26 protein-coding genes are annotated in these 26,444 nt (G+C 56.2%); 16 read left to right on the forward strand and 10 right to left on the reverse strand.

The annotated features are described in order from the left end of the window. Positions 1 to 22 precede the first annotated feature (22 nt). Positions 23 to 796 (forward strand): DUF3750 domain-containing protein, encoded by a 774-nt coding sequence (locus EE896_RS05135; protein ID WP_105098917.1) that lies wholly within the window; start codon positions 23 to 25, stop codon positions 794 to 796. Between the two features lie 30 nt (positions 797 to 826). Here the strand turns inward: EE896_RS05135 and EE896_RS05140 are convergent, their stop codons facing one another. Next, positions 827 to 1,006, reverse strand: coding sequence for a hypothetical protein (locus EE896_RS05140; RefSeq protein WP_003848720.1), 180 nt, complete (start codon positions 1,004 to 1,006; stop codon positions 827 to 829). Positions 1,007 to 1,200: 194 nt separating this feature from the next. Here EE896_RS05140 and EE896_RS05145 point away from each other — a divergent pair, with 194 nt between their 5' ends. Both EE896_RS05145 and EE896_RS05150 read left to right on the forward strand, forming a co-directional pair. Further along, positions 1,201 to 1,446, forward strand: coding sequence for a hypothetical protein (locus tag EE896_RS05145; protein ID WP_003848722.1), 246 nt, complete (start codon positions 1,201 to 1,203; stop codon positions 1,444 to 1,446). A 20-nt stretch (positions 1,447 to 1,466) separates the two neighbouring features. Continuing rightward, a complete protein-coding gene (locus EE896_RS05150; RefSeq protein ID WP_003848724.1) occupies positions 1,467 to 1,964 on the forward strand; it encodes a helix-turn-helix transcriptional regulator in 498 nt (165 codons plus the stop codon). On the opposite strand, the gene mgtE is transcribed toward EE896_RS05150, so the two are convergent. The 5 genes from mgtE to ppk1 all read right to left on the reverse strand — a co-directional run bounded on the left by mgtE (position 1,965) and on the right by ppk1 (position 8,066). Continuing rightward, positions 1,965 to 3,398, reverse strand: coding sequence for a magnesium transporter (gene mgtE / locus EE896_RS05155; protein WP_003848726.1), 1,434 nt, complete (start codon positions 3,396 to 3,398; stop codon positions 1,965 to 1,967). It abuts the gene before it with no gap. A 131-nt stretch (positions 3,399 to 3,529) separates the two neighbouring features. Beyond that, positions 3,530 to 3,715 (reverse strand): YfgG family protein, encoded by a 186-nt coding sequence (locus tag EE896_RS05160; protein WP_003848728.1) that lies wholly within the window; start codon positions 3,713 to 3,715, stop codon positions 3,530 to 3,532. Between the two features lie 102 nt (positions 3,716 to 3,817). Beyond that, the gene (gene tehB / locus EE896_RS05165) at positions 3,818 to 4,432 is read right to left on the reverse strand and encodes a tellurite resistance methyltransferase TehB (RefSeq protein ID WP_003848730.1); all 615 of its coding nucleotides are present in this window, start codon (positions 4,430 to 4,432) and stop codon (positions 3,818 to 3,820) included. Positions 4,433 to 4,473: 41 nt separating this feature from the next. Continuing rightward, entirely contained in the window at positions 4,474 to 6,000 is a 1,527-nt protein-coding gene (gene ppx, locus EE896_RS05170; protein WP_003848733.1) for an exopolyphosphatase, read from the reverse strand. Positions 6,001 to 6,005: 5 nt separating this feature from the next. Next, positions 6,006 to 8,066, reverse strand: coding sequence for a polyphosphate kinase 1 (ppk1, locus tag EE896_RS05175; protein WP_140915652.1), 2,061 nt, complete (start codon positions 8,064 to 8,066; stop codon positions 6,006 to 6,008). 150 nt (positions 8,067 to 8,216) lie between these two features. On the opposite strand from ppk1, the gene EE896_RS05180 reads away from it, so the two are divergent. Genes EE896_RS05180 through pstB form a run of 3 tightly spaced genes read left to right on the forward strand, consistent with a single transcriptional unit; the run spans position 8,217 to position 12,721 of the window. Then, a complete protein-coding gene (locus EE896_RS05180; RefSeq protein ID WP_140915653.1) occupies positions 8,217 to 10,310 on the forward strand; it encodes an ABC transporter permease subunit in 2,094 nt (697 codons plus the stop codon). After that, positions 10,307 to 11,941 carry a phosphate ABC transporter permease PstA gene (gene pstA / locus EE896_RS05185; RefSeq protein ID WP_003848739.1) on the forward strand — a complete coding sequence of 545 codons (1,635 nt, stop codon included), beginning with the start codon at positions 10,307 to 10,309 and terminating at the stop codon, positions 11,939 to 11,941. Before EE896_RS05180 ends, pstA begins: the two co-directional genes overlap by 4 nt. Positions 11,942 to 11,953: 12 nt before the next feature. Beyond that, positions 11,954 to 12,721 (forward strand): phosphate ABC transporter ATP-binding protein PstB, encoded by a 768-nt coding sequence (pstB, locus tag EE896_RS05190; protein ID WP_003848740.1) that lies wholly within the window; start codon positions 11,954 to 11,956, stop codon positions 12,719 to 12,721. A gap of 280 nt (positions 12,722 to 13,001) precedes the next feature. On the opposite strand, the gene purN is transcribed toward pstB, so the two are convergent. Both purN and purM read right to left on the reverse strand, forming a co-directional pair. Further along, positions 13,002 to 13,640, reverse strand: a complete 639-nt coding sequence (purN, locus tag EE896_RS05195) for a phosphoribosylglycinamide formyltransferase (RefSeq protein WP_039659553.1) — start codon at positions 13,638 to 13,640, stop codon at positions 13,002 to 13,004. After that, the gene (purM, locus tag EE896_RS05200; protein ID WP_003848745.1) at positions 13,637 to 14,677 is read right to left on the reverse strand and encodes a phosphoribosylformylglycinamidine cyclo-ligase; all 1,041 of its coding nucleotides are present in this window, start codon (positions 14,675 to 14,677) and stop codon (positions 13,637 to 13,639) included. Before purM ends, purN begins: the two co-directional genes overlap by 4 nt. Positions 14,678 to 14,905: 228 nt before the next feature. Here purM and upp point away from each other — a divergent pair, with 228 nt between their 5' ends. The 3 genes from upp (at position 14,906) to hda (ending at position 17,763) form a co-directional block, all read left to right on the forward strand. Next, positions 14,906 to 15,532: a uracil phosphoribosyltransferase gene (upp, locus tag EE896_RS05205; protein ID WP_003848753.1), complete on the forward strand. Its 627-nt coding sequence runs from the start codon at positions 14,906 to 14,908 to the stop codon at positions 15,530 to 15,532. 137 nt (positions 15,533 to 15,669) lie between these two features. Then, complete coding sequence (gene uraA / locus EE896_RS05210) at positions 15,670 to 16,953, forward strand: uracil permease (RefSeq protein ID WP_033761472.1); 1,284 nt, start codon at positions 15,670 to 15,672, stop codon at positions 16,951 to 16,953. Between the two features lie 102 nt (positions 16,954 to 17,055). After that, complete coding sequence (gene hda / locus EE896_RS05215) at positions 17,056 to 17,763, forward strand: DnaA inactivator Hda (RefSeq protein WP_033743385.1); 708 nt, start codon at positions 17,056 to 17,058, stop codon at positions 17,761 to 17,763. On the opposite strand, the gene arsC is transcribed toward hda, so the two are convergent. Further along, the gene (gene arsC, locus EE896_RS05220; protein ID WP_008926552.1) at positions 17,760 to 18,101 is read right to left on the reverse strand and encodes an arsenate reductase (glutaredoxin); all 342 of its coding nucleotides are present in this window, start codon (positions 18,099 to 18,101) and stop codon (positions 17,760 to 17,762) included. The genes hda and arsC overlap by 4 nt on opposite strands. A gap of 50 nt (positions 18,102 to 18,151) precedes the next feature. Next, complete coding sequence (gene bepA, locus EE896_RS05225; protein ID WP_003848757.1) at positions 18,152 to 19,615, reverse strand: beta-barrel assembly-enhancing protease; 1,464 nt, start codon at positions 19,613 to 19,615, stop codon at positions 18,152 to 18,154. Positions 19,616 to 20,368: 753 nt separating this feature from the next. On the opposite strand from bepA, the gene EE896_RS05230 reads away from it, so the two are divergent. From EE896_RS05230 to EE896_RS05260, 7 genes are all read left to right on the forward strand, one after another. Further along, positions 20,369 to 20,974 carry a DsrE family protein gene (locus EE896_RS05230; RefSeq protein WP_003848761.1) on the forward strand — a complete coding sequence of 202 codons (606 nt, stop codon included), beginning with the start codon at positions 20,369 to 20,371 and terminating at the stop codon, positions 20,972 to 20,974. 30 nt (positions 20,975 to 21,004) lie between these two features. Beyond that, the gene (locus EE896_RS05235; protein WP_003848763.1) at positions 21,005 to 21,613 is read left to right on the forward strand and encodes a DsrE family protein; all 609 of its coding nucleotides are present in this window, start codon (positions 21,005 to 21,007) and stop codon (positions 21,611 to 21,613) included. 125 nt (positions 21,614 to 21,738) lie between these two features. Then, positions 21,739 to 22,761: a LacI family DNA-binding transcriptional regulator gene (locus EE896_RS05240; protein ID WP_039659558.1), complete on the forward strand. Its 1,023-nt coding sequence runs from the start codon at positions 21,739 to 21,741 to the stop codon at positions 22,759 to 22,761. Next, positions 22,745 to 23,767 carry an ABC transporter substrate-binding protein gene (locus EE896_RS05245; RefSeq protein ID WP_003848768.1) on the forward strand — a complete coding sequence of 341 codons (1,023 nt, stop codon included), beginning with the start codon at positions 22,745 to 22,747 and terminating at the stop codon, positions 23,765 to 23,767. The genes EE896_RS05240 and EE896_RS05245 overlap by 17 nt, the downstream gene beginning before the upstream one ends. Beyond that, positions 23,767 to 24,642 carry an ABC transporter permease gene (locus tag EE896_RS05250; protein ID WP_033761480.1) on the forward strand — a complete coding sequence of 292 codons (876 nt, stop codon included), beginning with the start codon at positions 23,767 to 23,769 and terminating at the stop codon, positions 24,640 to 24,642. Before EE896_RS05245 ends, EE896_RS05250 begins: the two co-directional genes overlap by 1 nt. Continuing rightward, positions 24,639 to 25,454 carry an ABC transporter permease gene (locus EE896_RS05255; protein ID WP_008926548.1) on the forward strand — a complete coding sequence of 272 codons (816 nt, stop codon included), beginning with the start codon at positions 24,639 to 24,641 and terminating at the stop codon, positions 25,452 to 25,454. The genes EE896_RS05250 and EE896_RS05255 overlap by 4 nt, the downstream gene beginning before the upstream one ends. After that, entirely contained in the window at positions 25,451 to 26,434 is a 984-nt protein-coding gene (locus EE896_RS05260; protein WP_003848773.1) for an ABC transporter ATP-binding protein, read from the forward strand. Before EE896_RS05255 ends, EE896_RS05260 begins: the two co-directional genes overlap by 4 nt. The last annotated feature ends 10 nt before the right edge of the window (positions 26,435 to 26,444 follow it).

A 26,444-nucleotide genomic window follows, 5' to 3' on the forward strand; every position in this document is an offset into this window, starting at 1 on the left:
TTACGTCATCAGGAATGTTGTCATGCTCTCACTGAAAGTGTTCAGCCTGTTTTTTGTTGCCGTGCTACTGCTGTCGCTGGGGGCCAGCATTGCGCAGGCGACGCGTCACGGCGAAACCGCACAGCCCGGTGGCTGGGCCACTGCCCGGCGGGATTCGGCCGGAATCGCGCCCGATCCGCGCGCGTTATATAACCTGGCTATCGTGCAGGTCTATGCGGCGCCGACCTATGGCTGGAAAGGGCGGGTGGCGGTGCATCCCTGGATCATCTTTAAGCGCGCAGGTGAAACGCGTTTCACCCGCTACGAAGTGATTAGCTGGGGCAGCGGCGACAAAATCCGGCGCAACACCAACCTGCCGGATGGTTACTGGTATGGCGCAAAACCCCGGCTGCTGGTGGAGCATCGCGGACCGGAAGCCGAGGCGATGATTCCGCAGATTGAAGCCGCCATTAAATCCTATCCGTGGCCGACAACTTATCGTGCCTGGCCCGGACCGAACAGCAATACCTTCCTGGCGCATATCGGCCGTGAAGTGCCGGCTTTAAAACTGGATCTGCCCGCCAATGCGCTGGGCAAAGATTACCGGTCACTGTGGCATCCCATCGGGCTGCCGCCATCCGGGCGCGGTTTGCAGGTGTCGATTCTGGGCGTGGCGGGCGTGACGCTGGGCGCGGAAGAGGGACTTGAAGTGAACCTGCTGGGGCTTAATATGGGACTCGATTTTACGCCGTTCCGGCTGCGGTTGCCGTTTATCGGTGGTCTGGGCAATGACAACCTTCAGCAGGACAAACCCTGACAGTCTGGCCCCGTCAGGGGCCATTTTGCGTCAGCACACGCCAAAGTCACCCTCTTCATGATAGAGATTGACGCTCTCTGCCTTCACTTCGATCTCTTTCTTTGCCGCATCATCAACGCGCGCACACCACAGGGTGTCGCCGTCGACGCGCAGTACCTGCATTTTAGGTCCGCCGGTTTTCGACTGAACAAAATCCTCTGCTTTAAACATTCCTGCCTCCGTTGTTGAACATGAGTCCGGCCGGATTCTCGCTGGCGCGGTTTATTTTTTGCGTGACGTTTTCCAGTTTATACCCTGACCGTTTTACTGCCAGAAAAAGTCTGCGCATGCTGAGGCGCATTAAGAAATATTCACCTGGTTGTCAGTTGACAACTCAATCATTCAGCGTCAGGATAGGGACACACATGGCAAGGAAGCGACATCCCAGTAAAGAGATTGAAACGGCGTTACGTTACGCCGAAACCCATGGCTGGCTGGTCGTGACGGGAGGTCATCACGCCTGGGGCAAAATGTACTGCCCGAAAAATCTGTTGATGTGCCGATGTGGGGAGTTTTGTCTGACCTGCATCTGGAGCACACCGAAAAATGCACATCAGCATGCCCAGGCGCTGCGGCGCGTGGTAGATAATTGTCACTATCTGAAGTCCTGAAGCAGCACAAGGAGAGGCATATGGAATATTGTTTTACACTGCGGTTTAGCCTGCCGGAAGGGCATGCGCCGGTGGATGAGTTGCTGGAAACACTGGCAGCAGCAGGCTGTGATGATGCACTGATCGGTCTGGGTATGCCAGGGCGCATTGCACTGGAGTTTACCCGGGAGTCTGACTCTGCCACGGAGGTATTGAGACAGGCAGAAGAGGATGTGCTGCGTGCTATACCGGGTGCCACGCTGGTAGAAGCGGCACCTGATTTTGTGGGATTGACGGATGTGGCCGAGATCATCGGCATGACGCGTCAGAATATGCGTAAGTTAATGCTCAGCCACCGCCCGCCGTTTCCACTGCCGGTGCACGACGGTAAAACCGCCATCTGGCACTTAGCGGACGTGCTGGAGTGGCTGAGCCAGCGCGGCAATTACACGTTGCCTGCGGCGACCCGTGAGCTGGCACAGGTGACGCGCCAGCGCAATCTCAACGGGTCGCTGCAACGTTACGGCCTGCACGCCTGATCAGTGGGGCAGCAGGAAGATCGTCGCCAGTCCCAGGAAGATAAAGAAGCCGCCGGTATCGGTCAGGGCGGTGATCAATACGCTGGAGCCTACGGCCGGATCGCGCTTCATTTTGGTCATTACCAGCGGAACCAGTACACCCATTAGCGCGGCCAGCAGCAGATTCAGCGCCATGGCCAGCATCATGACGCCGCCCAGCGCCATATTGTCATACATCAGCCAGGTAATGCCGCCCATAATGCCGCCCCAGAACAGGCCGTTGATCAGCGCTACGCCCAGTTCACGCACAATCAGAAACGAGAAGTTACCCGGTTCAACCTGATGTAAGGCCAGCGCCCGCACAATCATGGTGATGGTCTGGTTACCGGTGTTGCCGCCAATACCCGCAACAATTGGCATCAGGGTGGCAAGCGCCACGATTTGCGAAATCGTCCCTTCAAACAGCCCGATAACCCGCGAAGCAACAAAGGCGGTACAGAGATTAATGGCCAGCCAGGCCCAGCGTTTGCGTACTGATTTACGCACCGGGGCAAACACATCCTCTTCCTGACTGATGCCGCCCATTTTACGAATGTTACTTTCGTTTTCGGCATTCACCAGGTCGACAATGTCTTCGATGGTCACACGGCCAATCAGTTTGCCCCTGGCGTCGGTGACGGCAGCAGAAATCAGGTTATAACGCTCAAAGGCGCTGGCCGCATCTTCGGCCTTGTCGTTGAGCTGGAAGGTGGTCGGGCGCGCGTTCATAACGTCGCTGACCAGAGTTTTAGGTTTGTTAAGCAGGATATCCGTCAGCAGCAGTTCGCCCAGCAGCTGATTGTCTTTGTTAGTAATAAAGAGTTTATCGGTACCGCCTGGCATGCTTTTACGCTTGCGCAGAAAACGCTGCACCGTTGCCAGCGTGACATCGTCGCGCACCGTCAGGATATTAAAATCCATCACCCGGCCTACGCGGTCGCGGTCGAGCTGCACCATATCGAGCATGCGGGCGCGCAGGGCTGGCTCCACGGTCGCCAGCAGGCGCCCGGTCAGGTCACGCGGCAGATATTGTGCCAGCCAGACCTGATCGTCGATGTCCAGCGGCTGGATAGCGCGCAGGATATCACGGTCGCTCATCTCTTCGGTGAGGCTGGCCCAGACCGTTTCTGAGGCTTCAACCAGCACGTGACCACGCCGCTCATTAGGCACCAGCCGCCAAAGCGCCTGACGTTCCTCTTCGGGCAGGGCTTCAAGAATGTCGGCGAGGTCAGCGGCATGAAGCTGCTGAATATCCTGTTCCAGCGCATCACGCTGGGCCGCATTTTCACGTTGCTGTTCAGGGTTGAGATCGCCGGATTTCTCCAGCAGGGAATCAACCAGATCGTGCTCATTGAGCAGCAGCGTCAGAATGCGATGACGTATTTCACTTAAACGTTGAGATTGAGAGGCAGACACATTGGATCCCTTAGTCTGTAAGCACCAGCACGCAGTGTAGCGTTTCGCCTGAAAAAGGGATGCAAAAAAGAGTCCAGTTATCTGGATTCCGTTCAGGTTTCAGTGCAATTCAGGCGAAATATCACTATTCGCTAGCGCGTATCATTTGATGTGACGGTGACAGGCTCAGGAATAGCTTTCTGTTGCTGATGATGCTCGAAGGCAGCAGGCAGGATAAAAATCAGGCGACTAAAGAGAATGATAAAACTGATCAGCAGCACGATGCGGGTCATGGTGCCGGTTTTTTGACGTCTTCGGGGAGAAATAGCGCTGTTCACGCGGGGTGGTTCCTGTAATGAGCCCATCAGAGGGCGACTGCAATATTTAGTCACAGTCGCCAGATGAAATCAATCGCTGTTGAAAAAAACAGCAGATAAAGATCAATAACTCGCTTTTTGCGCCAGTAACGTCGCAAAGCGGCAGGTGATGCGGTTACCGTTTTCATCTTTACGATGCAGCTGACCGGGGTGCTCGTTGTACTTCACGATGTGCCAGTTGCGATAATAGTGGCTGAGTTCGCCCGATTTAAACGCAAAAGAGAAATCTGCCGGGCAGGGCATATCGTCCGTGTTCATCGCCGCCACAATCAGGTTGAAACCATCCCTGACCGTACAAGCCTGCATGTCGGCAATCAGCTGCGGAATGGTCTGCGGCTGCAGAAACATCATTACCACGGTCGACAGCACAACGTTGAAGCCGCCATTAAAGCGTGTGTTGTTCAGATCGCGCTGCTCAGTGTGAATACCCTGAAGGTTTTCCTGCGCAATAATCTCCTGCAGGCGCGCCAGGCTCTGCGGATTGTGATCCCACGCTGTGACGTCAAAACCGTGCTGATTCAGAAACAGCGTATTGCGTCCCACGCCACAGCCAAGATCAAGCGCCTTGCCGACGTTAAGCTGGGGCAGAGCCGCAACCACTTCGGAGTGGGGCGGCGTTAAACCATAGGTGTCGGCAAAATAGTTTTCGCCTGAAAGCGGTGCGGTTGGTTGTGTCATAGTCATCAATTCAGTTAAACGGGCGCGGTGCGCCCGGGTTGTCAGATATCTTCTTCGAGGATCAGCTTCCATCCGGTGACGTCGTTCCAGTAAGCCTGCTCGCGTTCAAGATCGAGCTGAACCAGATTGTTCTGCGCAAAGTAGCCCGCCGGGAAAATCAGCGTCCAGTGGCCATCATCGCATTTCAGGGTTAACGCATCCGGACGCGTGGTGGCCTGGCGCTGATTATTCAGCAGGGTGCCCAGGCGCAGCAGAAAAATCAGCGGCACAAACTGCTTTTTCTTGAACAGCGTTACGCGTGGTAACTCATCAAGCTTCACCGCTTTACGATGGAATCTGACCAGTGCCGCCAGCAACATCTGCTGATCCTGATTGAACCCAGGCAGGTTGGTATTTTGCAGAATATAAGCTGAATGGCGTTGCAGGCCGCTGTGATTGATAGTCAGGCCCACTTCATGCAGCATCGCCGCCCATTTAAGCAGTGCAGCCAGTTGCGGATTCGCCAGCTTTGGGTTCTGATCGCGCCATTGCAGATAAAGCTGCTCGGTCGTCTCCAGCACACGTCGAGCCTGATCGCTGTCGATGGCGTAATGGTTAGCCAGACTTTGTGCTGTGCGGCTGCGAATATCCTGATGGCGGAAACGGCCCTCCATCTCATAGAGCACACCTTCACGCAGCGCACCGTCGGAGAGGCGCAGCTCGCGAATCGCCAGCGCATCGAAGACGCCACAGAGAATCGCCAGTCCGGGGACAAACACACCTTTGCGCTCTTCTGAAAGCCCCGGCAGGCTCAGTGCAGAGAAGGATTTATGTTTCATCACTTCGTCATAGAGCTTTTCGAGACGCTCAGGCGTAATCAGCTTCTCTTTTTCATCCATCGCCTGCAGCACTTCGCAGGCAGCTTTGATGGTACCGGATGCGCCCAGCGCATATTGCCAGCCATGCAGACGATATTGCCATGCCAGCGTTTCCAGCTTTTGTGCAGCCGCTAAGCGGGCACGACGGAAGTTTTCACGGCTGATTTCCCCTTTCGGGAAATAGAGCTGGGCGAAACTGACGCAACCCATGCGCCGGCTCTCAACCAGCTGAGGTTCGAAATCTTCACCAATCACCAGCTCAGTGGAGCCGCCGCCGATATCGATTACCAGCTTGCGGCCTTTTTCCGGCTGTGTGTGCTCCACACCCATAAAGATCAGACGCGCTTCTTCATGGCCTGAAATCACCTCGATTGGATAGGGGATCACCTCGGCAGCGCGCTGCAGGAAGGTTTCGGCATTGATCGCCTCGCGCAGCGTATGGGTGCCGACAATCGTCACGTTGCTGGGACTGAAACCCTGCAGGCGTTCGGCGAACAGGGCCAGGCAGGCTAAGCCACGCTCCATCGCCTCTTCGCTGAGGTTGTGTTGAGCATCCAGCCCGTCCGCCAGATGGACGCGCTGTTTAAGGCGGCCCAGTACCTGCATCGCACCATCGACAACCCGCGCAATTACCATATGGAAACTGTTCGAGCCCAGGTCAATCGCCGCAAACTCCTGGGGTTTTGGCGTACTTTTATGAGAAATTGGCATAGGATTTATTCAGGTTGTTCCAGTTTCTTGATGTAATCATAGATGGCCAGCTGCGAGCGCACTTTACGACGATTGCCGCGCTGGACGTAATGGTTACTCAACTCTTTATCGACGATGCGGGCTTTCACCGTATCACTCAACTGAATAGCAATAATGTCGAGTATACGCTGCCGGATGTGGGGATCGAGAATCGCCACAGCCACTTCGATGCGGTAATCGATGTTACGCGTCATCCAGTCAGCGGAGGAGAGGAACACCTTTTTATCGCCGCCATTTTCAAAAATATAGACGCGATCATGTTCCAGATAACGATCAACAATACTGATGACACGAATATTTTCACTGATCCCAGCCAAGTCAGGAATTAATGAGCACATTCCGCGCACCAGAAGATTGACCTTTACCCCTACGCTCGAGGCTGTATAAAGCCGATCAACCAGACCTTTGTCCACCAGATTGTTTATTTTCAGAGTAATGCCGCAGGGCTTATTTTGCTGAGCATTGGCAATTTCGGTGTCGATCAGTTCATACAGCATCCGGCGCGAGTTTTGTGGCGACACCATCAGGTGATCGAACGTCACAGGCCGATAGGGATTCTCAATAAAGTTGAACACCCGACGCACTTCATTGGTGATGCGCGCATCCGCGGTCAGCAATGAGTAATCGGTATAGAGTCGCGCGGTTTTCTCGTTAAAGTTGCCAGTACCGATATGCGCGTAGCGCACAATCTCTTCGCCTTCGCGGCGTGAAATCAGGAACAGCTTAGCGTGAATCTTCAGGCCTGGTGCGGAGAAAATGACGTGCACACCCGCTTCAGTCAGGCGTTTCGCCCAGTAAATGTTAGCTTCTTCATCAAAGCGCGCCTGCAGTTCCACCACCACCGTGACTTTTTTACCGTTATAGGCGGCATGGATCATCGCATCCATAATGCGGGAGTGTTTGGCGACGCGGTAGATATTGATTTTGATTGCCAGCACGCTGGGGTCAAACGATGCCTGACGCAGCAGCTCCAGCACATGCTCAAAGGTATGGTATGGATAATAGAGCAGCACGTCGCGATTACGAATCGCATCAAAGCCGTTGCGGAAGCCATCAAAGCCGATGTGGCGAATCTGCGGCAGCGGGCGGTTAACCAGGTTGTTTTTGCCGACGTTCGGGAAGCCGATAAAGTCTTTGAAGTTGTGGTAGCGGCCGCCCGGCAAAATGGAATCCAGGTTAGAGATGGAAAGCTTATGACACAGCAGCGACACCATGGTGTCGGGCATATCGCGCTGGTAGACAAAACGTACCGGCTCCGCCGTCAGGCGCTGCTTCAGGCTGGAGGACATCAGCTCCAGCAGGCTCGACTCCATCTCCGTAACCAGGTCGTACTCGGCGTCACGCGTCATTTTCATTGAATAGGCGTTGAGCGCGTCGTAGTCGTAGAAGCCTTTGAAAATATCATCCAGGCAGTAACGCAAAATGTTATCCAGCAGGATCATCGGTTTACGGCGACGCGGTGGCTCTGCCGGTAAATTAATGAAACGCGGCACTTTGTCAGACGGAATTTCCAGCAGTGCATACTGAATATGGTCACCACGGATAATCTCTACTGCCAGATAGGTGTAGTCGTCTTTGAGGAATTCCGTCAGGTCGGTCTCGTGGGTGATCAGGATCGGCGAGATGTGCTGACGCAGTTCATGTTTGAAGTAATGGCGCAGCCAGGCCTGCTGATTGGATGAGAGCTGACGTTCGTTGATCAGGAAGATCTGATTACGTGCCATCTCCAGCAGCAGATCGTTATAGAGCGCATCAAACTCCTGATCGGACTTCATCACCCGTTGCTGAATTTTCTTAAACAGATGGCGTGGCGTACTGGCGGAACCCTGCTCTTCACCAATCAGAATGCGGCGTTTGAGGTCGGCGAAACGCACTTTATAGAATTCGTCGAGATTATTGGAGTAGATGCCCAGAAAGCGCATCCGCTCAATCAGTGGATTGCTTTTGTCTGCGGCTTCCTGCAAAACCCGTTCATTAAAGGATAACCAGCTTAATTCTTTTTCAATATAAAGCTTTACCTGACCCATTCTCACTCCATTTAGCGGTTGCAGGACTGAAGATCCAGTATCCACCAACATTATGGCGAGAGTATGGCAGCGTTGTCCAACGCCAGGAGTTGTCTTATCAATCGGCTACGGGCAACATAGCGGCTTATTTCAGGCTGCCACCGGAACCGCATGAGCGCAAACCACATTCCTGTCCAATTCAGCGATCGTAAGCGTCGTGCCGTTGACCGTCTGACGCGGCGACTGGTCACCTGCTGTGGCGTAGCGATCCTATTGCTGATGCTGCTGCTATTCTGCTGGTTGATTGGCGTGGTATTACCGCTGTTTAATGCGCCGGGCCTGCAAATTGCGGCCAGCCAGCAGCTCTGGGATCGTGCACCCGCTTTAGCCATGGGCAATCAGGGCAGTGTCGGCTGGCGAATCAGCGCGCGCGGTGCGGCCCGTTTTATTCCGCTGGATGGACAGCCTGCGGAACCTGCGCTGGCTCTGACTCCCGCTCCCGATGACGCCGTGCAGAGTGCCGATGGGCAAACACTGTTGCTGAATATGCAGGGCGCGCTAACACTGATGCAGCCGACAGCCGACCAGCAATGGCGTTTTCCACTGGGTGACAAACCGTTCCATCTGCCTGATGGCGCGGTGACGAAGATGGCGCTGGCGACACGTCATGCGGGCCAGTGGCGCATTGCTGCTCTCACCGAGGCCGGACTCCGGGTGCTGACGCTGGGCACCGATCGTCAGGCATCCATTATCCCGCTTCCGCAACGTCAGCTGGATCTGCTGGCACTCTCGCCATCCGGCGATCTGCTCTACACCACTGAAGGCAATCTGCTGCGGGTCTGGCAACTTGATGATGATCGGGCACTGTTGCGCGAAACCCACATGCTGCCGCAGCCTCCACAAAGTTTGCATCTGCTGGTGGGGGGTAAAAGCCTGCTGATCCAGGATAACCGCGGCGTCACCCAGTGGTTTGCGATTGCCAGCGATCAGGGGCCACGGCTGCAGCAAATCCGGACCTTTGCCGACAGCGACAGCGACGGCGAGACGATTCTGGTGACGGAATCTCAACGTCGCGTGTTTGCGACCCTCAGTAAACAGGGGACGCTTCGGCTGTTCGCCAGCAAGCAGCGTGGCCCGATACTGCAGCGTCAGCTGGCGCCGGGCATTGTGCAGGCGCAGTTCTCTCCCCACGGCGACAGCCTGCTGATTGAGCGGCCGGGCAGCTGGCAGACACTGCGGCTTGATAATCCGTGGCCGGATGTCACCTGGCGCAATTTCTGGCAAAAAATCTGGTATGAAAACTACCCTGGACCCGACTGGGTCTGGCAATCGACTGCGGCCGGCGATAACTATCAGGCCAAATTCAGCCTGATGCCGATGGTCTCGGGAACGCTGAAAGCGGCCAGTTTAGCACTGCTGTTTGCGACACCGCTGGCGCTGGCGGCGGCGATGTACACCGCATGGTTTATGGCGCCAGGCCTGCGGCGCTGGGTTAAACCGGCCATTGAGATGATGGGTGCGCTGCCGAGCGTGGTGGTGGGGCTGATTGCCGGGATTTGGCTCGCGCCGCATATTGGTCAGGCGCTGGTGGGTGTGCTGCTGCTGCCGCTGACCCTGGCAGGCGCGCTGCTGCTGTGCGGCGTATTCAGTGCGCGTTTACCACCACGCTGGCGTCAGCCGGGCCGTGAGGTCATGGTTCTGCTGCCGCTGTTGCTGCTGGTCACGCTGCTGACGCTGTGGCTGCCCACACTGTTTATACCGGATGCCGGTGACTGGCTCCCGCATTACGAGCAGCGCAATCTGCTGGTGGCTGCGCTGGCGATGGGCTTCGCGCTGGTGCCGCTGATTTTCACCCTCTCGGAAGATGCGCTGTTTAGCGTGCCTGCTGCACTGGGGCAGGGCTCGCTGGCACTGGGGGCGACGCCCTGGCAGACACTGACCCGCGTCGTGCTGCCGGGTGCCTCTGCCGGTATTTTTGCCGCCCTGATGATCGGTCTGGGACGCGCCGTAGGAGAAACCATGATTTTGCTGATGGCGACCGGCAATACGCCGCAAAGTGAAGGTGGCCTGTTCAGCGGGCTGCGCGCGCTCTCTGCAAACATCGCCATTGAGATGCCGGAAGCGGCAGCGGGCAGTGCCCACTATCGCGTGCTGTTTCTCAGCGCACTGATGCTGTTGCTGTTTACGCTGGTGATTAACACGGTTGCCGAGCTGATCCGTCAGCGACTGCGTCAGCGCTACAGCCAGCACGAGGAGCAGGCATGAAAGCGATGCGACAGAATGACCGCTGGCGCTGGTTAACCGCCGGTGCCGTCGCCGTCTGCCTGCTGGCTTTTACGCTGCTGATTGGGCTACTGGCGTGGCAGGGCGTTCGCGCTTTCTGGCCGCAGCGCGTTGACCTTTATACGTTCAGTCAGCCTGAGGGCGGCGAAACACGTCTGCTGGGCGAAACGCTGGAACATCAGCGACGTTTTCCGGCCCCGGCCGATGAGCAGGGTAACAGCGGCGGTCAGGTGAATCGCTATCTGATCAAAACCGGTAACCGTGACTGGGACGCACCCGATTTCCGCGTCGTCTACAGTCGCACGGCAGCGAAGGTCAGCCAGCCAGCAGATATCATGGTGCTGCAACGCCGCAGTCACGGCCAGGCTTATGGCTGGTTTGTTGGCCTGCGTGAAGATAATGAAGAGTTAACTGCGCAGGATCCCGATGCGCTGCTGAATCAGCGGCTCGGACAGGTGCAGATGCTGGTGCGGCAGGCTAACCAGATTCGCCGGGTCGGGATGGCGCGCATCAACAGCCAGCGTGAGGAGCTTGATGAGCAGGCGGCCACAAACCGTGCTGCCGGCCACTTTGATCTGCAGGCCGAATCGGAATATCAGGCCAATCAGGCTGCCTTACAGCGCCGCTTCAATCAACTGAGTGAGACACTGGCTTCTCTGCAACTGCAGAGTCAGCGCGATGTGTTAGTTCTGCGGGATGTGCAGGGTACCGAGCATGCGATCCCGCTGACCGAAATCGTCGACAGCTGGAAACCTAATGCGATGACGCTGACCGGCAAAACCGGACATTTTTTGCATCAGCTATGGCGTTTCGTCAGTGACACACCCGCCGAGGGTGAAAGTGAATCCGGGGCGTTTCCGGCGATATTTGGCACTGTGCTGATGGTGTTGCTGATGTCGGTGGTGGTGATGCCGCTGGGCGTCATCGCCGCCATCTGGCTGCACGAATATGCCGGACGCAATGCGCTGACCAGGCTGGTGCGTATCGCAGTGGTTAATCTGGCGGGCGTCCCTTCAATCGTTTATGGCGTATTTGGTCTGGGCTTCTTTGTCTGGCTGGTGGGCGGCACCCTTGACCAGCTCTTCTTCGCCAGCGCGCTGCCGAATCCCACTTTTGGCACGCCGGGTTTGCTGTGGGCCTCACTGACGCTCGCCTTGCTGACGCTGCCGGTGGTGATTGTGGCGACTGAAGAAGGCTTATCCCGTATTCCCAACAGCCTGCGTCAGGGTTCGCTGGCGCTGGGCGCGACCCAGGCGGAAACGCTGTGGAACGTAGTGTTACCGATGGCGGTGCCGGCCATGTTGACCGGCCTGATTCTGGCGGTAGCGCGTGCTGCTGGTGAAACCGCACCGCTGATGCTGGTGGGGGTAGTAAAAATGGTACCGGAACTGCCGGTCGACGCAGTGTTTCCTTATCTGCATCTGGATCGCAAGTTTATGCATCTGGGCTTCCAGATTTACGATCTGGCGTTTCAGAGTCCGAATATTGAAGCTGACCGGCCGCTGGTGTTTGCCACCGCGCTATTGCTGGTGCTGATTATTCTGTCGCTTAATCTGCTGGCGATGGGCCTGCGCCACCGTCTGCGTGAACGCTATCGTCTTATGACTCAATAACAGGCTATGACTATGACGTCCGACACGGATATCGCGCTGACCGTTAACCATCTGTCGCTGTGGTATGGCGAGCGCCAGGCGCTGCAGGATATTTCTCTGCAGGTGCCGAAAAACAGGATTACTGCGCTGATTGGCCCTTCAGGCTGTGGCAAGTCGACGCTGCTGCGCTGCTTTAATCGTATGAACGACGTGATTGATCACTGCCGGGTAGAGGGCGACGTGCTGCTGGATTCACTGCCGATCCTGCAACCCGGACAGGATCTCTCTGCGCTGCGCCGTCGGGTCGGTATGGTGTTTCAGCGGCCCAATCCTTTTCCAAAGTCGATCTATGAAAATGTGGTCTATGGGCTGCGTTTACAGGGTGTGCGCGATCGGCGGGTATTGAACGAAGCCTGTGAACGGGCACTGCGCGCGGCGGCGCTGTGGAGTGAGGTGAAAGATCAGCTGTCACAGAATGCGCTGACGCTTTCGACCGGACAGCAGCAGCGGCTGGTGATTGCCCGTGCCATTGCGATTGAGCCGGAAGTGCTGCTGCTGGATGAGCCGACCTCCGCGCTGGATCCGATCTCCACGCTGGTGATTGAAGAGTTGATGACCACACTGAAGCAGCATTTCACGCTGGTGCTGGTGACGCACAACATGCAGCAGGCGTCGCGGGTGTCAGATTACACTGCGTTTATGCATCAGGGCGCGTTAGTGGAGTTTGATGAGACCGACCGGATTTTCACCGCGCCGAAACAGCGACGGACTGAAGATTATATTACGGGGCGTTACGGCTGAGGGAGAGGAAAAATGGGTATTCTGACTGACAACTCCTGAATTCAAAGCGATGGGAGCTTATGCCTGTAGTAAAGCATCGCTGACCAGGGACAAAAACGCCGGGGGCGTTTTTGAACAACGCAAAGCGTTGGTCTGGCAAGGGGCGCACCTCAGGGATGAGGTGCGTAATCGTCCGCGCTGAGCTGCCATGGATAGCATTTTTTGCGTCTTTACGGAGGGCATAGGCTCCCTGAATCTTTACTCTGCCAGTACTTCATAAGAAGCCCTGGCTTCCCATGCATCAGTCGTTAGCATAGCCCTGCGGCGGCAGCGGTTCGCCATCCAGCCAGGCTTTGCCGTCTCGCATTTCCAGCCGACCCTCAACAAACCAGCTGATCACCAGCGGATAGATAGCGTGTTCCTGGTGCTGCACCCGCTCCGTAATCTCCGCTTCACTGTCGCCAGGAAAGACCGGCACTTTGGCCTGCAGGATCACCGGTCCGCCATCCAGTTCGTCCGTCACGAAATGCACGGACGTGCCATGTTCGCTGTCGCCATTTTCCAGCGCCTGACGATGCGTATGCAGACCCGGATATTTCGGCAGCAGAGAAGGGTGGATATTCAGCAGGCGATTATGAAAATGCGCCACAAAAGCGCTGCTGAGAATGCGCATATAACCGGCCAGCACAATCAGGTCTGGACGGTATGCGTCGATTTCAGTGATGAGCTGACGATCAAAGGCTTCGCGGTCAGCGAAGTCACTGGCGGCAAGCGCATGGGCGGGAATGCCCGCCTCCTGCGCCCGCGTCAGGCCATAAGCGGCGGCACGGTTGCTGAACACGGCAGCGACGCTGCCGTGAATCTGCCCGCTTTCACAGGCGTCAAGGATGGACTGAAGGTTACTTCCGTTGCCGGAAATCAGTACAACCAGCTTTTTCATCCGTTAATAACCACACGCTCTTCAGCATCCGACGCTTTAATCACGCCGAGCTTCCAGGCTTTCTCGCCTGCGGCCTGCATCAGCGCAATCGCCTTGTCCGCCTCTGCCGGGCTCAGGGCAATGATCATGCCGACGCCGCAGTTAAAGGTGCGGTACATCTCGAAACGGCTGACGTTGCCCGCCTGCTGTAACCAGCTGAATACCGCCGGCCATTCCCAGCTCTTCTCGTCGATCACGGCCTGAGTATTGTCAGGCAGTACGCGCGGAATATTCTCCCAGAAGCCGCCGCCGGTCAGGTGCGCAATAGCGTGTACATCGACCTGCTCAATCAGGCTCAGGATATTTTTCACGTAGATGCGGGTCGGTTCCAGCAGATGATCAGCCAGCGGTTTGCCTTCCAGCTGTTCAGCCAGTGGATCCGTGTTGCTGACTTCCAGAATTTTGCGCACAAGCGAATAGCCATTGGAGTGCGGGCCGCTTGATCCGAGGGCGATCAGTACGTCACCATCCTGCACCTTGCTGCCATCAATGATTTCTGACTTTTCCACCACGCCGACACAAAAACCCGCCACGTCGTAATCTTCGCCGTGATACATGCCTGGCATCTCAGCAGTTTCACCGCCTACCAGCGCACAACCCGACTGCAGACACCCTTCGGCGATGCCGGTGATCACCGCAGAGGCGGTTTCCACATCCAGTTTGCCGGTGGCGTAGTAGTCGAGGAAGAAGAGCGGCTCAGCGCCCTGTACCACCAGGTCGTTAACGCACATCGCGACCAGGTCAACACCAATGGCATCGTGGCGTTTGAGATCCATCGCCAGGCGCAGCTTGGTGCCGACGCCATCGGTGCCGGAGACCAGCACCGGTTCACGGTATTTTTGCGGCAGCGCGCAAAGCGCACCAAAACCGCCCAGTCCACCCATCACTTCCGGGCGACGCGTCTTTTTCACTACGCCTTTAATACGGTCAACCAGAGCGTTACCAGCATCAATATCAACACCGGCGTCTTTGTAACTGAGAGAGGTTTTGTCGGTCACTGCGAGGTCCCCACGCGAATTGCGGTTGGTGGTTAAAATAAAGCGCGGCAATTCTATCAGTGCAGGCAAACGTTTGCGAGTCCGGGATTGCGCATCGGGCGATTTTCATTAATCCTCTATTTGTTCCGGTAAAAGCCGCGGCTTTGCGCAAGAGCAGGTGGCGCAGAGCGCAAAAGGCGGTATAATCCCGCGATTTTTTTTAGCTCAACTCATTCCGGGAGAACACCAATGAAGATCGTGGAAGTCAGACACCCGCTGGTCAAACATAAACTGGGCCTGATGCGTGAGCATGATATCAGCACAAAGCGTTTTCGCGAGCTGGCCTCTGAAGTGGGCAGCCTGCTGACCTACGAAGCGACCGCCGATCTGGAAACAGAGCGCGTCACCATTGAGGGCTGGAATGGCCCGGTAGAGATCGACCAGATCAAAGGCAAAAAAATCACGGTGGTCCCGATTCTGCGTGCCGGCCTGGGCATGATGGAAGGGGTGCTGGAGCACGTCCCCAGCGCCCGTATCAGCGTGGTGGGTGTTTACCGTGATGAAGAAACCCTGGAGCCGGTTCCCTACTTCCAGAAGCTGGTCTCTAACATTGAAGAGCGCCTGGCGCTGGTGGTCGACCCGATGCTGGCGACCGGCGGTTCCATGATCGCCACCGTCGATCTGCTGAAGAAAGCGGGCTGCACCAGCATCAAAGTGCTGGTTCTGGTTGCCGCGCCAGAAGGGATTGCCGCGCTGGAGAAAGCGCATCCTGACGTCGAGCTTTATACCGCGTCAGTGGACCAGGGACTGAATGAAAAGGGTTACATCATTCCCGGGCTCGGCGATGCCGGGGACAAAATTTTCGGAACCAAATAAAACGCACAGCCGACCAGAGAGTCGGCTTTTTTTTGGCAAAAAACACCCCACGGATTCGGCCTGCCGCAAGGCGCACCGGCGTGCCTGCTGCTGTGCCTGAGGCCCGAATCGTCGGGGAAAAAATAAGGGGATAAATGATGACTCGTCGCGCCATTGGCGTCAGTGAACGACCGCCGTTACTGCAAACTATTCCACTCAGCCTGCAACACCTTTTTGCCATGTTTGGTGCCACGGTACTGGTACCCATTCTGTTTCACATCAACCCGGCGACAGTGCTGTTGTTTAACGGGGTCGGCACACTGATTTATCTCTTTATCTGTAAAGGCAAAATTCCCGCCTATCTGGGTTCGAGCTTTGCTTTTATCTCGCCGGTACTGCTATTGCTGCCGCTGGGTTATGAGGTCGCACTGGGCGGGTTTATTCTCTGCGGCGTGCTGTTTTGCATCGTGGCGCTGATTGTCAAACGCGCCGGAACCGGCTGGCTCGATGTGATGTTCCCTCCGGCGGCGATGGGCGCAATTGTCGCCGTCATCGGTCTGGAGCTGGCGGGTGTGGCCGCGAATATGGCGGGCCTGCTGCCTGCTGAAGGCAGTACGCCCGACAGTAAAACTGTGCTGATCTCGCTGGTCACGCTGGCGGTAACCGTTTTCGGTTCCGTGCTGTTCCGTGGCTTCCTGGCGATCATCCCGATTCTGGTCGGGGTCGTGGCGGGTTATCTGCTTTCCGCGTTTATGGGCATCGTTGACTGGAGCGGCGTGGTCAAAGCGCCCTGGTTTGCACTGCCGACCTTTTATACGCCGCGCTTTGAGTGGGTAGCGATGCTGACGATTTTGCCTGCGGCGCTGGTAGTGATTGCCGAGCATATCGGTCATCTGGTGGTCACCGCCAATATCGTGAAGAAAGATCTGATTCGCGACCCCGGTCTGCATCGTTCAATGTTCGCTAACGGTTTATCGACCGTCATCTCCGGCTTCTTTGGTTCCACGCCCAACACCACCTACGGTGAAAACATCGGTGTGATGGCGATTACCCGCGTCTACAGCACATGGGTGATTGGCGGCGCGGCGATTCTGGCGATTCTGCTCTCCTGCGTTGGCAAACTGGCGGCGGTGATCCAGGCGATCCCGGTTCCGGTTATGGGCGGTGTGTCGCTGCTGCTGTATGGGGTCATTGGCGCCTCCGGTATCCGGGTGTTGATCGAATCCAAAGTCGATTACAACAAAGCGCAGAACCTGATCCTCACCTCGGTGATCCTGATCATCGGGGTCAGCGGGGCGAAAGTGCATATCGGCGCAGCGGAGCTGAAAGGCATGGCGCTGGCGACGATCGTCGGTGTCGGACTGGCGTTGATCTTCCGGGTTATCTCGCTGCTCAGACCTGAAGAAGTGGTGCTGGAGGCTGAAGAAACGCGCGAGCAGTGATCGCCGCGAGCCTGACAGGATCCGGGGCAGGGACGCCCCATTCATCTCTTTCTGAAAACTGTGTTAGACTTCCCCCGATTTTTTGCTTGTTCTCTTGCTGAGGTGCTTCTGAACACGCCGGCACAATTGTCATTGCCACTCTATTTACCTGACGATGAAACCTTCTCCAGCTTCTGGCCGGGGGAAAACCCGTCGCTGATTGCCGCCCTGAAAGGCGCGCTCAACCAACAACATGGCAGCTATCTCTACTTCTGGTCACGCGAAGGCGGTGGGCGGAGCCATTTGCTGCACGCCGCGTGTGCCGAAATGTCCGCACGCAGTGAAGCCGTGGGCTATGTTCCGCTGGATAAACGCACCTGGTTTGTTCCGGACGTTCTTGAAGGGATGGAGCAGCTGTCACTGGTCTGTATCGATAACATCGAGTGCATTGCAGGCGAGCCGGAATGGGAAATGGCGATCTTCGATCTCTATAACCGCATTCTGGAAACCGGTAACACGCGTCTGTTTATCACCGGCGATCGTCCGCCACGCCAGCTTAATCTTCAGCTGCCCGATCTCGCCTCGCGCCTTGACTGGGGGCAAATCTATCGCCTGCAGCCGCTTTCTGATGAAGATAAATTACAGGCGTTGCAGTTGCGTGCCGGGTTACGCGGATTTGAGCTGCCGGAAGATGTGGGTCGCTTCCTGCTGAAGCGACTCGATCGTGAAATGCGCACGCTGTTTGATACGCTGGATCGTCTTGATCGCGCCTCGATCAGCGCCCAGCGCAAACTCACCATTCCCTTTGTTAAAGAGACGCTCGGCCTTTAAAGAATGTCGAGCACCGCATCTGGCGGGCGGCCAATCCGCGCCTTATCGCCATTGATCACTATCGGCCTTTCAATCAGCACCGGATTCTCTACCAGTGCATCCAGCAGCGCACTTTCACCTTTGTCGTCAAGCGCCAGCTCGCTGTAGATCGCCTCTTTAGTTCGCATTAACTCGCGTGCGCTCTGCATACCCAGTTTCTGTAACAGGATTTGCAGCGTCTCGCGGTCGGGCGGCGTCTGCAGATAGAGCACCACATCCGGCTCAATTCCGCGGGCAGTCAGCAGCGCCAGCGTCTCACGGCTCTTGCTGCAGCGCGGGTTGTGATAAATCGTCACCATCTCTGACTCTCCTTTCTTCTCTGTTCGCGACGTGCTGGCGGTGTGAGTGCTTAGCCTTTCTGATACTGCTTAAAGCGCTGTTGTAACTGGCGCAGCTGATCGATACGGGCATCGTAACGCGCCTGTTTCAGGCTGCCGAGCGGCACCTGTGCGCTGGCACTGCTCAGGGTGGTGATCGCCTGATCAAGCTGGCCATTCAGGGCCAGACTCTCTGCCCGCGCCGATAACTCTTCATCATTTAGTCCCTGCTGCGCCGAGGCCTGCGCCAGTAAATCCCAGCCGTTGGGATCATCTTTATTGGCCCAGGTGTAGCGGTTCAGAATACGGCTGGCATTGGCATACTGTTTCGCTTCAACGTAGGCATTGGCCAGATTGAGCTGCACCACCGGACTGTTTTTGGCACCGGTTGCGGCGGTGAGCAGGGCGATGGCCTGCTGTGGCTGATTCAGGCCGATATCAATGTCCGACATGATATCCAGGAACCAGACATTATTGGGCTGCTTCGCCAGCAACGGGGTGATAATACGTTTCGCATCGGCGTAACTCTTCGCCTGCAAAAACTGTATGGCTTTGCCATATTGTGACGCCATCTGCTCACGGGAATTGCCGCTGGCATACTGACTCAGCAGTTCGTCAGTAAGCTGATTACGTCCTGTAGAGTACATGCCCAGCGAACGCACCTTTGCCATATAGAAATCTTCCGTGGATTGCACCACCACCGGCCGCATCTGATTAGCACGGTTGCGGGCATCCGCCAGACGACTGTCGGGCAGGGGATGCGTCAGCAGAATTTCAGGTGGCTTCGAAGAGAAGCGGCTCTGATCGGCCAGTTTTTGCAGAAAGTTCGGCATTGCCTGGGGATCGAAGCCAGCGCGCTGCAGCACCTGAATCCCGATGCGGTCTGCTTCCTGCTCATTGCCCTGCGTAAAGCTGATAATTCCCTGCTGCGTTCCCGCCAGAGTACCCGTCAGCGCGGCCATGCCCGCCTGCGGACTGGCCATCGCCAGCAAAATGGAGCCCAGTGCACCGACCCAGGTCAGCGGCGCGTTGCGCTTCTGATCTTCCATGGCACGCGCCAGATGGCGCTGGGTGACGTGCGAGATTTCATGTGCCATTACCGATGCCAGCTGGCTTTCATTGTCGGTAAAGCGGAACAGCGCTGAGTGCAGCACCACGTTGCCACCGAAAAAGGCAAAGGCGTTAAGCTCATCGTTCTGAATCAGAAAGAAGTGGAACGGCGTTTTCACCGAGTCGGCGTGAGAAACGAGTCGTTGCCCCAGCTGATTAATGTACTGATTGAGCAGCGGATCGTTGATTAGCGGCGCACTGGCGCGCAGCTGGCGCACATAGAAGTCGCCCATCTGCAATTCCTGATTAATTGATAGCGTCGAACCCGCCGTAGTACCAATATCGGGAAGTGAGTCACTGACATCGGCGTTAGCGGGTGTCAGAGTGGAGAAAATGAGCGTCGGAAGGAGCGCGGCGATCAGCGTTTTCTTTAACGAGTTCAACATGCCTGAATCCTGTAGAGAGGCCCTGAGAATGGACAGGTGCGCAGCGGGAATGTTCCGTTTTTCGCAGATAACGACGGTTCGTGACTATCTTAACCAGGGCCTCAAAAGAAAGAAATGTTGTTTTCTGGCAAATCGCCCGCCTGATTTGAGCAAGATCGCCGATTATGAAGAAAAAAATTGAACATCATGACAGTTTAAACGGCAGTTAAACGAAAAAAAACTGGCGGGGTATTGCCGGGGTCGTCAGCGGTTATATTATGGCGTTGTTGTTTATTTACATTGCGCTTCGTTAAATCGGAGCAGAATCTGCTGCCAGACAACCGAAGCCAGTAAGCTTATTTTTATAAAGTTATGTAAATTCACTCAAAAAAACTGAACATGGCATGTGTTTTTCCAGGTCTACTCTGAAAAAATAGCGCACTCTGCGCCGCTAAATGCCTTTCAACCATTGATAAATCAAATCGTCTCTCCCGCCTTATTCCACGTGTTCCAGATTAGCCTGGTTGTTATTTTTATATAATGAATAGCATCGAAAAGGAAAAAGGAGAAATAGTCAGGTCCACTCCTGATAAGACTTTTTATTTCTCATCATGAAACTTTTCGATTAATTCCGGCTGTGAATAATTCCAATAGTTATCAGCGCCGCGTTGACCTGAATTTACAGAGGCAAGCATTACACCTGCGCTGTGGTATAGATAGCCGACCTGATTCAATTCTGAATCTGCCAGACATAATATGCCGGAGAAAAGGGTTATGCGTTCAGTTGTTTCATACGCGTTAATCGCCATTATTGGCGGCGTCGTTGGCGCGGCTGTCACACAGAGTGGCGATATTTACGACAAAGTGACACGCCATTTTGCAACCGAGCCACAGGAAGCACCCGGATTCTGGAGCACGCCGGCGATTGAAGGTTACGGAAAAATTCATTACGAGCCTGACGCCGCGTTTAAACCGGTGCCGGGCCTGAGTAACAAAATTGTTTTCCAGATTACCCGAAGCGACGGGGCGATGACCGCGCCCAATCTGGGGCTGGAACGCGTAGCCAGGGTGGTCAATCTTTATATCGCCTCGGGTATTCCGGCTGACCAACTGAAGTTTGTGGTGTCAGTCACCGGAGATGCGACGCCCGCCATGCTGGACAATGCCCATTTCAAACAATTTTATGGCATCGAAAATCCAAACCTGAAGCTGATTAATGAGCTGAATCAGGCGGGAGTGAAAGTCTCGGTCTGCGATCAGTCCGTGGCATTCCATCACTATCCCAATAACTGGATTGATAAATCCGTGGTACATGCGCTTTCCAGTCCAACCACCGTATCAACCCTGCAAAATCAGGGATACGCGTGGCTGGCAATGTAATTCATATTTAAATAATTGGGAGAAACGTAAATGCGTCCAGCAGCTTTAGTGGTGATGGCAGCCGTTGCCGGATTTATTGGGGGCAATGTTTTACAGTTGCCGGAATTATACGATAAGGTCAGTGGGAAAATGGCAGATAATAAATCTGAGCCTGCTGATTTCTGGAGTACGCCAGCAATCGAGGGCTACGGAAAAATACATTATGTCGACACGCCCGCATTTAAACCCGGCACGACAGCGGGCCTGAGTAATAAAATTGTTTTCCAGATTAACCGTAATGAAGGCGATATTCGTAAGCCGAATCTGGGTCTGGAGCGCGTAGCGCGCGTCACCAACCTCTATTATGCGGCGGGTGTGCCACTCGACCAGCTGAAATTTGTGGTGTCGATTAACGGTGATGCAGTGTCATCAGCGCTGAATAATGATCAGTTCAGCAAAGCTTATGGCGTCGATAACCCGAACCTGAAGCTGATCAGCGAGCTGAAAAAAGCGGGCGTTCAGGTCACTATCTGTGATCAGTCTGTCGCGTTTCATCAGCTTGATCGCAACTGGATTGACCCGATGGTCACTCATACCATCTCCAGCGGCACCACCGTTGCCACCCTGGAAAACAGCGGTTACGCCTTCCTGATGCTTTAACTCTCCAGCAGCGGCGTCACTGCCGCTGTCATCTGCCAGTCAACTTCCTGAGATACGCCTGTCATATAACGCCACTAGTTTAGACCGCAATGAGATCGATCTCATTGACGATAAACGAGGCAGACATGACCGATTTAATCAGCGTAGCCAGACTGGCAGGGGTTTCCCGCGCAACCGCTGCGCGCGCCTTCTCTGATCCTCATCTGCTTAAACCGGGTACCCTGAAAAAGGTGCTTGCCGCCTCAGAACAGATAGGTTTTCGGCCGAATCACATTGCCCGTCAGCTCCGTACCCGCCACTCCACCACGCTCGGTGTACTGCTGCCTTCTCTGCTCAATCCGGTTTTTGCCATGCAATTGCAGGCGATGGAGCAGCAGGCGCAGCAGGCAGGCTATGCGTTGCTGGTGGCGACCAGTGATTATCAGGCTGAGCGGGAAGCAGCCATTGTCGAACATATGCTGCACCAGCGTGTTGCCGGTCTTGTACTGACGGTGGCAGACGCCGACCGCAGTGCGCTGCTGCCCACACTGGCGGCAGCGAAGATGCCATTTGTACTGACCCACAGCGTGCCGCAACAGCACGCATGGCCTGCTTTGCACGTCGACAACCGCAAAGCGATGGCCGAAGCGACCACCCATCTCATCTCTCTGGGTCACCGTCACATCGTGATGGCCGCAGGCCCAATGCAGCAATCCGATCGCGCACGTCTTCGCTTTCTTGGCTACTGCCAGGCCATGCAGCAGGCCGGCCTGACGCCGCAGGCGATGATTGAGATGCCCAGCCATATCCACTCCGATTTCAAGCCGCTGCTGCCGCTGATGAATGCACCTTCGCCGCTGACTGCAGTGATTTGCAGTAACGATCTGCTGGCTATCAGCCTGCTGGGGGCGGCTGCGCGTGCAGGTGTCAGCGTGCCGCATCAATTGTCAGTGATCGGTTTCGACGGCATTGCGCTGGGCGAACAGCTTTCACCGTCACTGGCGAGCGTGGTTCAGCCGATTGCGCTGATGGGAACGCTCGCCATTGATCTGCTTCTGAATCCGGGCAGTGAAACCCACCTGCTGCCCCATCATTTACGGATCGGGGAGAGTATCGCCCCGGCATTTTATGGCTCTTCTTCAGGGAAACATCATGTCACTCACGTTTAATCTCAGATATATCGCCAGCGCGGCGCTGCTGGCTGGCTGCACGCTGACCAGTTCATGGGTCCAGGCGGCGGAAAATGCTATCTGCTACAACTGCCCGCCTGAGTGGGCCGACTGGGCCACGCAGCTTCAGGCGATTGAAAAAGCGACCGGCATTCATGTGCCGCAGGACAATAAAAACTCGGGTCAGGCGCTGGCGCAGCTGGTAGCAGAGAAAAATAATCCGGTTGCCGACGTGGTCTATTACGGCGTCAGCTTCGGCATTCAGGCTGTCAGTGCTGACGTGGTCAGCGCGTATAAGCCGGCTCACTGGGATGAAATCCCGGCCGGTATGAAAGATCCGGCGGGCAAATGGGTAGCGCTGCACTCCGGTACCATGGGCTTTATGGTGAATGTTGATGCGCTGGGTGGCGCGCCGGTGCCGCGATCATGGGATGATCTTCTGAAGCCGGAATATAAAGGCATGGTGGGTTATCTTGATCCGGCCAGTGCCTTTGTAGGCTATGTGGCCGCAGTCGCGGTGAATCAGGCCAAAGGCGGCAGCCTGCATGACTTCACTCCCGCCATCAACTGGTTCAAAGCGCTGCAGCGCAACCAGCCCATTGTGCCTAAGCAGACCGCCTATGCACGGCTGATTTCAGGCGAAATCCCGATTCTGATCGACTATGACTTCAACGCCTATCGCGCCCGCTACAAAGATCACGCCAATGTCGAGTTTGTGATCCCGAGTGAGGGAACGGTGACGGTGCCGTACGTTATCAGCCTCGTGAAGAACGCGCCGCATCCGGCCAACGGTAAGAAAGTGATCGATTTCGTGCTGTCCGATGCGGGCCAGGCAATCTGGGCCAATGCCTGGCTGCGTCCGGTACGGGCTGGCGCAATGTCACCTGAGGCGAAAAAATATTTTCTGCCTGACAGTGATTATGCGCGCGCCCACACGGTCGATTATCAGCAGATGGCCGATGCACAGAAGGGCTTCTCCGCCCGCTATCTGAGTGAGATTCGCTGATGTCACTTTCAGACATTAATTCCTTAACCACGGGCGGGCCGCTTCGCCATCGGCTCCGCCCGCTGGGGGCAAACTGGCCGTGGATGCTGTTGCCTGCGCTGCTCTTCTTTGCCGCCTTCTGGGTGCTGCCGTTTGCCCGCCTGTTGCAGATCGGCATGACGGAGGATCGCACCACGCACCACAGTGGCTACTGGACGGTAATCAGTCAGCCGCAATATCTGCAAAGCCTGCTGAATACCGTCCTGCTCTCGGCGGCGGTGACGCTGGTTACGCTGCTGATTGCGGCGGTGGTGGGCTGCTTTCTGGCACGGCAGCGCTTTCCCGGGCGAGGAACGCTGCTGGCGCTGCTGACCTTTCCGCTGGCTTTTCCTGGCGTGGTGGTGGGATTTCTGATGGTTATGCTGGCGGGGCGTCAGGGTGTGCTGGCGCAACTCAGTCTCAGTCTGTTTCATGAACGCTGGGTCTTCGCCTATTCACTCAGCGGCTTATTTGTTGGCTATCTCTACTTTTCGCTGCCGCGCGCCATCGTAACGCTGGTGGCGGCCAGTGAGAAACTGGATAGATCGCTGGAAGAGGCGGCCCGTTCACTGGGTGCCAGCCAGTGGCGCATCATCATAGACGTCATCATACCCGGACTGAAACCGGCGCTGCTCTCCTGTGGCGCACTCTGTTTCGCCACCAGTATGGGCGCGTTTGGCACCGCATTTACGCTGGGTACCGAACTCGCTGTGCTGCCGCTGACCATTTACGGTGAGTTCACCAATTACGCTAACTTTGCCACTGCGGCGGCACTCTCAGTCGTGATGGGCGCCGTGGCCTGGCTGGCGCTGATGCTGGCTAATGGCCTTACGCGCCGGAAGGAGCATGAATCATGAAACGACGGGGTCTCTTCTGGCTGCAGGTGGCGATCACCAGCCTCACCGCACTGTTTATGATCGTGCCGGTCATGCTCTCGATGCTGGCGGGCGTTACACAGAACTACTTCGCGGGTCTGCGCAGCGGCCTGACACTGAAGTGGGTGGAGCAGGTGTGGCAGATGTATGCCGACACCTTCTGGCTGTCACTGCTGATTGCGCTGAGCTGTCTGGCGGTGACGGTCATTGCTGGCATACCCGCCGCCTGGGGCTTACTGAAGTCACCGTCACGCTGGGCCTCGCGTATTGAGGAGTGTCTGATGCTGCCGGTGGCGTTGCCGGGCCTCGCCACCGCGCTGGGCATCATTCTGCTTTACGGTCAGTTCAGTGCGTTGCGCGACAGCTGGCTCTTTATCCTGATCGGCCATGTGCTGTTTACACTGCCCTTCATGATTCGCCCGGTGCTGTCGGTGATGCAGGCGATTGATCTTCCGCGCCTGGAAGAGGCCGCCGCCAGCCTGGGGGCGAGTTTCTGGCGTCGCTTTTTTACTGTGGTCGTTCCGAACTGCCGTAACGGCATTCTGGCGGGTGCATTTATGGTCATTACCCTGTCGGTGGGGGAGTTCAACATTACCTGGATGCTCCACACACCGCTGACCAAAACGCTGCCGGTGGGGCTGGCCGACAGCTACACCTCCATGCGGCTGGAAGTCGGGTCCGCCTACACGCTGATCTTTATCATGATGATTTTACCGCTGCTGCTGTTGCTTAACGCCTGTAATCACTGGCTGGAACGGCAAACGTCGCGGCAGCAGAGAGAGGAAACTGTATGAATGAGGCCATCAATGTGACGCTGCGCCACTGCTCGCGTCGCTTCAATCAGCAGGTCGCGCTGCATCCGCTCGATCTGCGCGTGCATGCCGGAGAAACGCTGGTTCTGCTGGGACCGTCGGGCTGTGGTAAAACCACGCTACTGCGCATTATCAGTGGCCTGGAAAGCAGCGATCCGCCGGGCGAGATCTGGTTTGATCAACGTAACGTTACCGCGCTGCCGATTGAGAAACGCAATGTCGGCATGGTGTTCCAGAACTACGCGCTGTTCCCGACACTTAACGTGGCGCAGAACGTCGCCTATGGCCTGAAGGTGCAGGGCGTGCCGCGTGCCGAGCGAGAGGCGCGGGTTGCAGAGATGCTGGCGCTGGTTGATCTGACGCCTCTGGCACATCGCGCGATTGATAAGTTGTCCGGCGGGCAGAAACAGCGTGTGGCGCTGGCACGTGCGCTGGCCGCCCGGCCTAAAGTGCTGCTGTTTGATGAGCCGCTGGCGGCGCTTGATGCCAGGCTGCGCGACCGACTGCGTCTGGAGATCGGTGCGCTGCTTAAGCGGCTGGCGATCACCGCCGTTTACGTCACGCATGATCAGCAGGAGGCGATGGCGCTGGGCGATCGCATCGCGGTGATGGAGCAGGGCCGTCTGGTGCAGCTTGATACCCCGCAGGGCATTTATCAGCGTCCTGCCTCCCGCTTTGTGGCCGATTTTGTGGGTGCGATTAACTGCGTTGCGCACGACCCGGAAGGCCATCCTGTGCGTTTTTGCCGCCCGGAAGATGTTCTGCTGGCCGATGATACGCGCTATGCCCAGCGCGGCGTGGTGGTGGGCAGTATGTTTCTCGGCGCTTCACAGCGCTTACTGATTGATATCGGACTGGATAATCCCATTCAGGTCGATCGTCATGCGCGCGAAATCTGGCAGGCGGGGCAGCGTATCAGCTGGTCGCTGACCAGCCACGCCGCGCTGGAATTCAGTTGCTAAGGAGTCTGTT

The organism is Pantoea eucalypti (assembly GCF_009646115.1).
In the GTDB taxonomy this organism is placed as follows: Bacteria; Pseudomonadota; Gammaproteobacteria; order Enterobacterales; family Enterobacteriaceae; genus Pantoea; species Pantoea eucalypti.

Bases quoted from the DNA above. Each gene is read 5' to 3' on its own strand.
- EE896_RS05135 (WP_105098917.1), top strand. From the start codon at position 23: ATGCTCTCACTGAAAGTGTTCAGCCTGTTTTTTGTTGCCGTGCTACTG.
- EE896_RS05140 (WP_003848720.1), bottom strand. From the start codon at position 1,006: ATGTTTAAAGCAGAGGATTTTGTTCAGTCGAAAACCGGCGGACCTAAA.
- EE896_RS05145 (WP_003848722.1), top strand. From the start codon at position 1,201: ATGGCAAGGAAGCGACATCCCAGTAAAGAGATTGAAACGGCGTTACGT.
- EE896_RS05150 (WP_003848724.1), top strand. From the start codon at position 1,467: ATGGAATATTGTTTTACACTGCGGTTTAGCCTGCCGGAAGGGCATGCG.
- tehB (WP_003848730.1), bottom strand. From the start codon at position 4,432: ATGACACAACCAACCGCACCGCTTTCAGGCGAAAACTATTTTGCCGAC.
- ppx (WP_003848733.1), bottom strand. From the start codon at position 6,000: ATGCCAATTTCTCATAAAAGTACGCCAAAACCCCAGGAGTTTGCGGCG.
- ppk1 (WP_140915652.1), bottom strand. From the start codon at position 8,066: ATGGGTCAGGTAAAGCTTTATATTGAAAAAGAATTAAGCTGGTTATCC.
- EE896_RS05180 (WP_140915653.1), top strand. From the start codon at position 8,217: ATGAGCGCAAACCACATTCCTGTCCAATTCAGCGATCGTAAGCGTCGT.
- pstA (WP_003848739.1), top strand. From the start codon at position 10,307: ATGAAAGCGATGCGACAGAATGACCGCTGGCGCTGGTTAACCGCCGGT.
- pstB (WP_003848740.1), top strand. From the start codon at position 11,954: ATGACGTCCGACACGGATATCGCGCTGACCGTTAACCATCTGTCGCTG.
- purN (WP_039659553.1), bottom strand. From the start codon at position 13,640: ATGAAAAAGCTGGTTGTACTGATTTCCGGCAACGGAAGTAACCTTCAG.
- upp (WP_003848753.1), top strand. From the start codon at position 14,906: ATGAAGATCGTGGAAGTCAGACACCCGCTGGTCAAACATAAACTGGGC.
- uraA (WP_033761472.1), top strand. From the start codon at position 15,670: ATGACTCGTCGCGCCATTGGCGTCAGTGAACGACCGCCGTTACTGCAA.
- arsC (WP_008926552.1), bottom strand. From the start codon at position 18,101: ATGGTGACGATTTATCACAACCCGCGCTGCAGCAAGAGCCGTGAGACG.
- bepA (WP_003848757.1), bottom strand. From the start codon at position 19,615: ATGTTGAACTCGTTAAAGAAAACGCTGATCGCCGCGCTCCTTCCGACG.
- EE896_RS05230 (WP_003848761.1), top strand. From the start codon at position 20,369: ATGCGTTCAGTTGTTTCATACGCGTTAATCGCCATTATTGGCGGCGTC.
- EE896_RS05235 (WP_003848763.1), top strand. From the start codon at position 21,005: ATGCGTCCAGCAGCTTTAGTGGTGATGGCAGCCGTTGCCGGATTTATT.
- EE896_RS05240 (WP_039659558.1), top strand. From the start codon at position 21,739: ATGACCGATTTAATCAGCGTAGCCAGACTGGCAGGGGTTTCCCGCGCA.
- EE896_RS05245 (WP_003848768.1), top strand. From the start codon at position 22,745: ATGTCACTCACGTTTAATCTCAGATATATCGCCAGCGCGGCGCTGCTG.
- EE896_RS05250 (WP_033761480.1), top strand. From the start codon at position 23,767: ATGTCACTTTCAGACATTAATTCCTTAACCACGGGCGGGCCGCTTCGC.
- EE896_RS05255 (WP_008926548.1), top strand. From the start codon at position 24,639: ATGAAACGACGGGGTCTCTTCTGGCTGCAGGTGGCGATCACCAGCCTC.
- EE896_RS05260 (WP_003848773.1), top strand. From the start codon at position 25,451: ATGAATGAGGCCATCAATGTGACGCTGCGCCACTGCTCGCGTCGCTTC.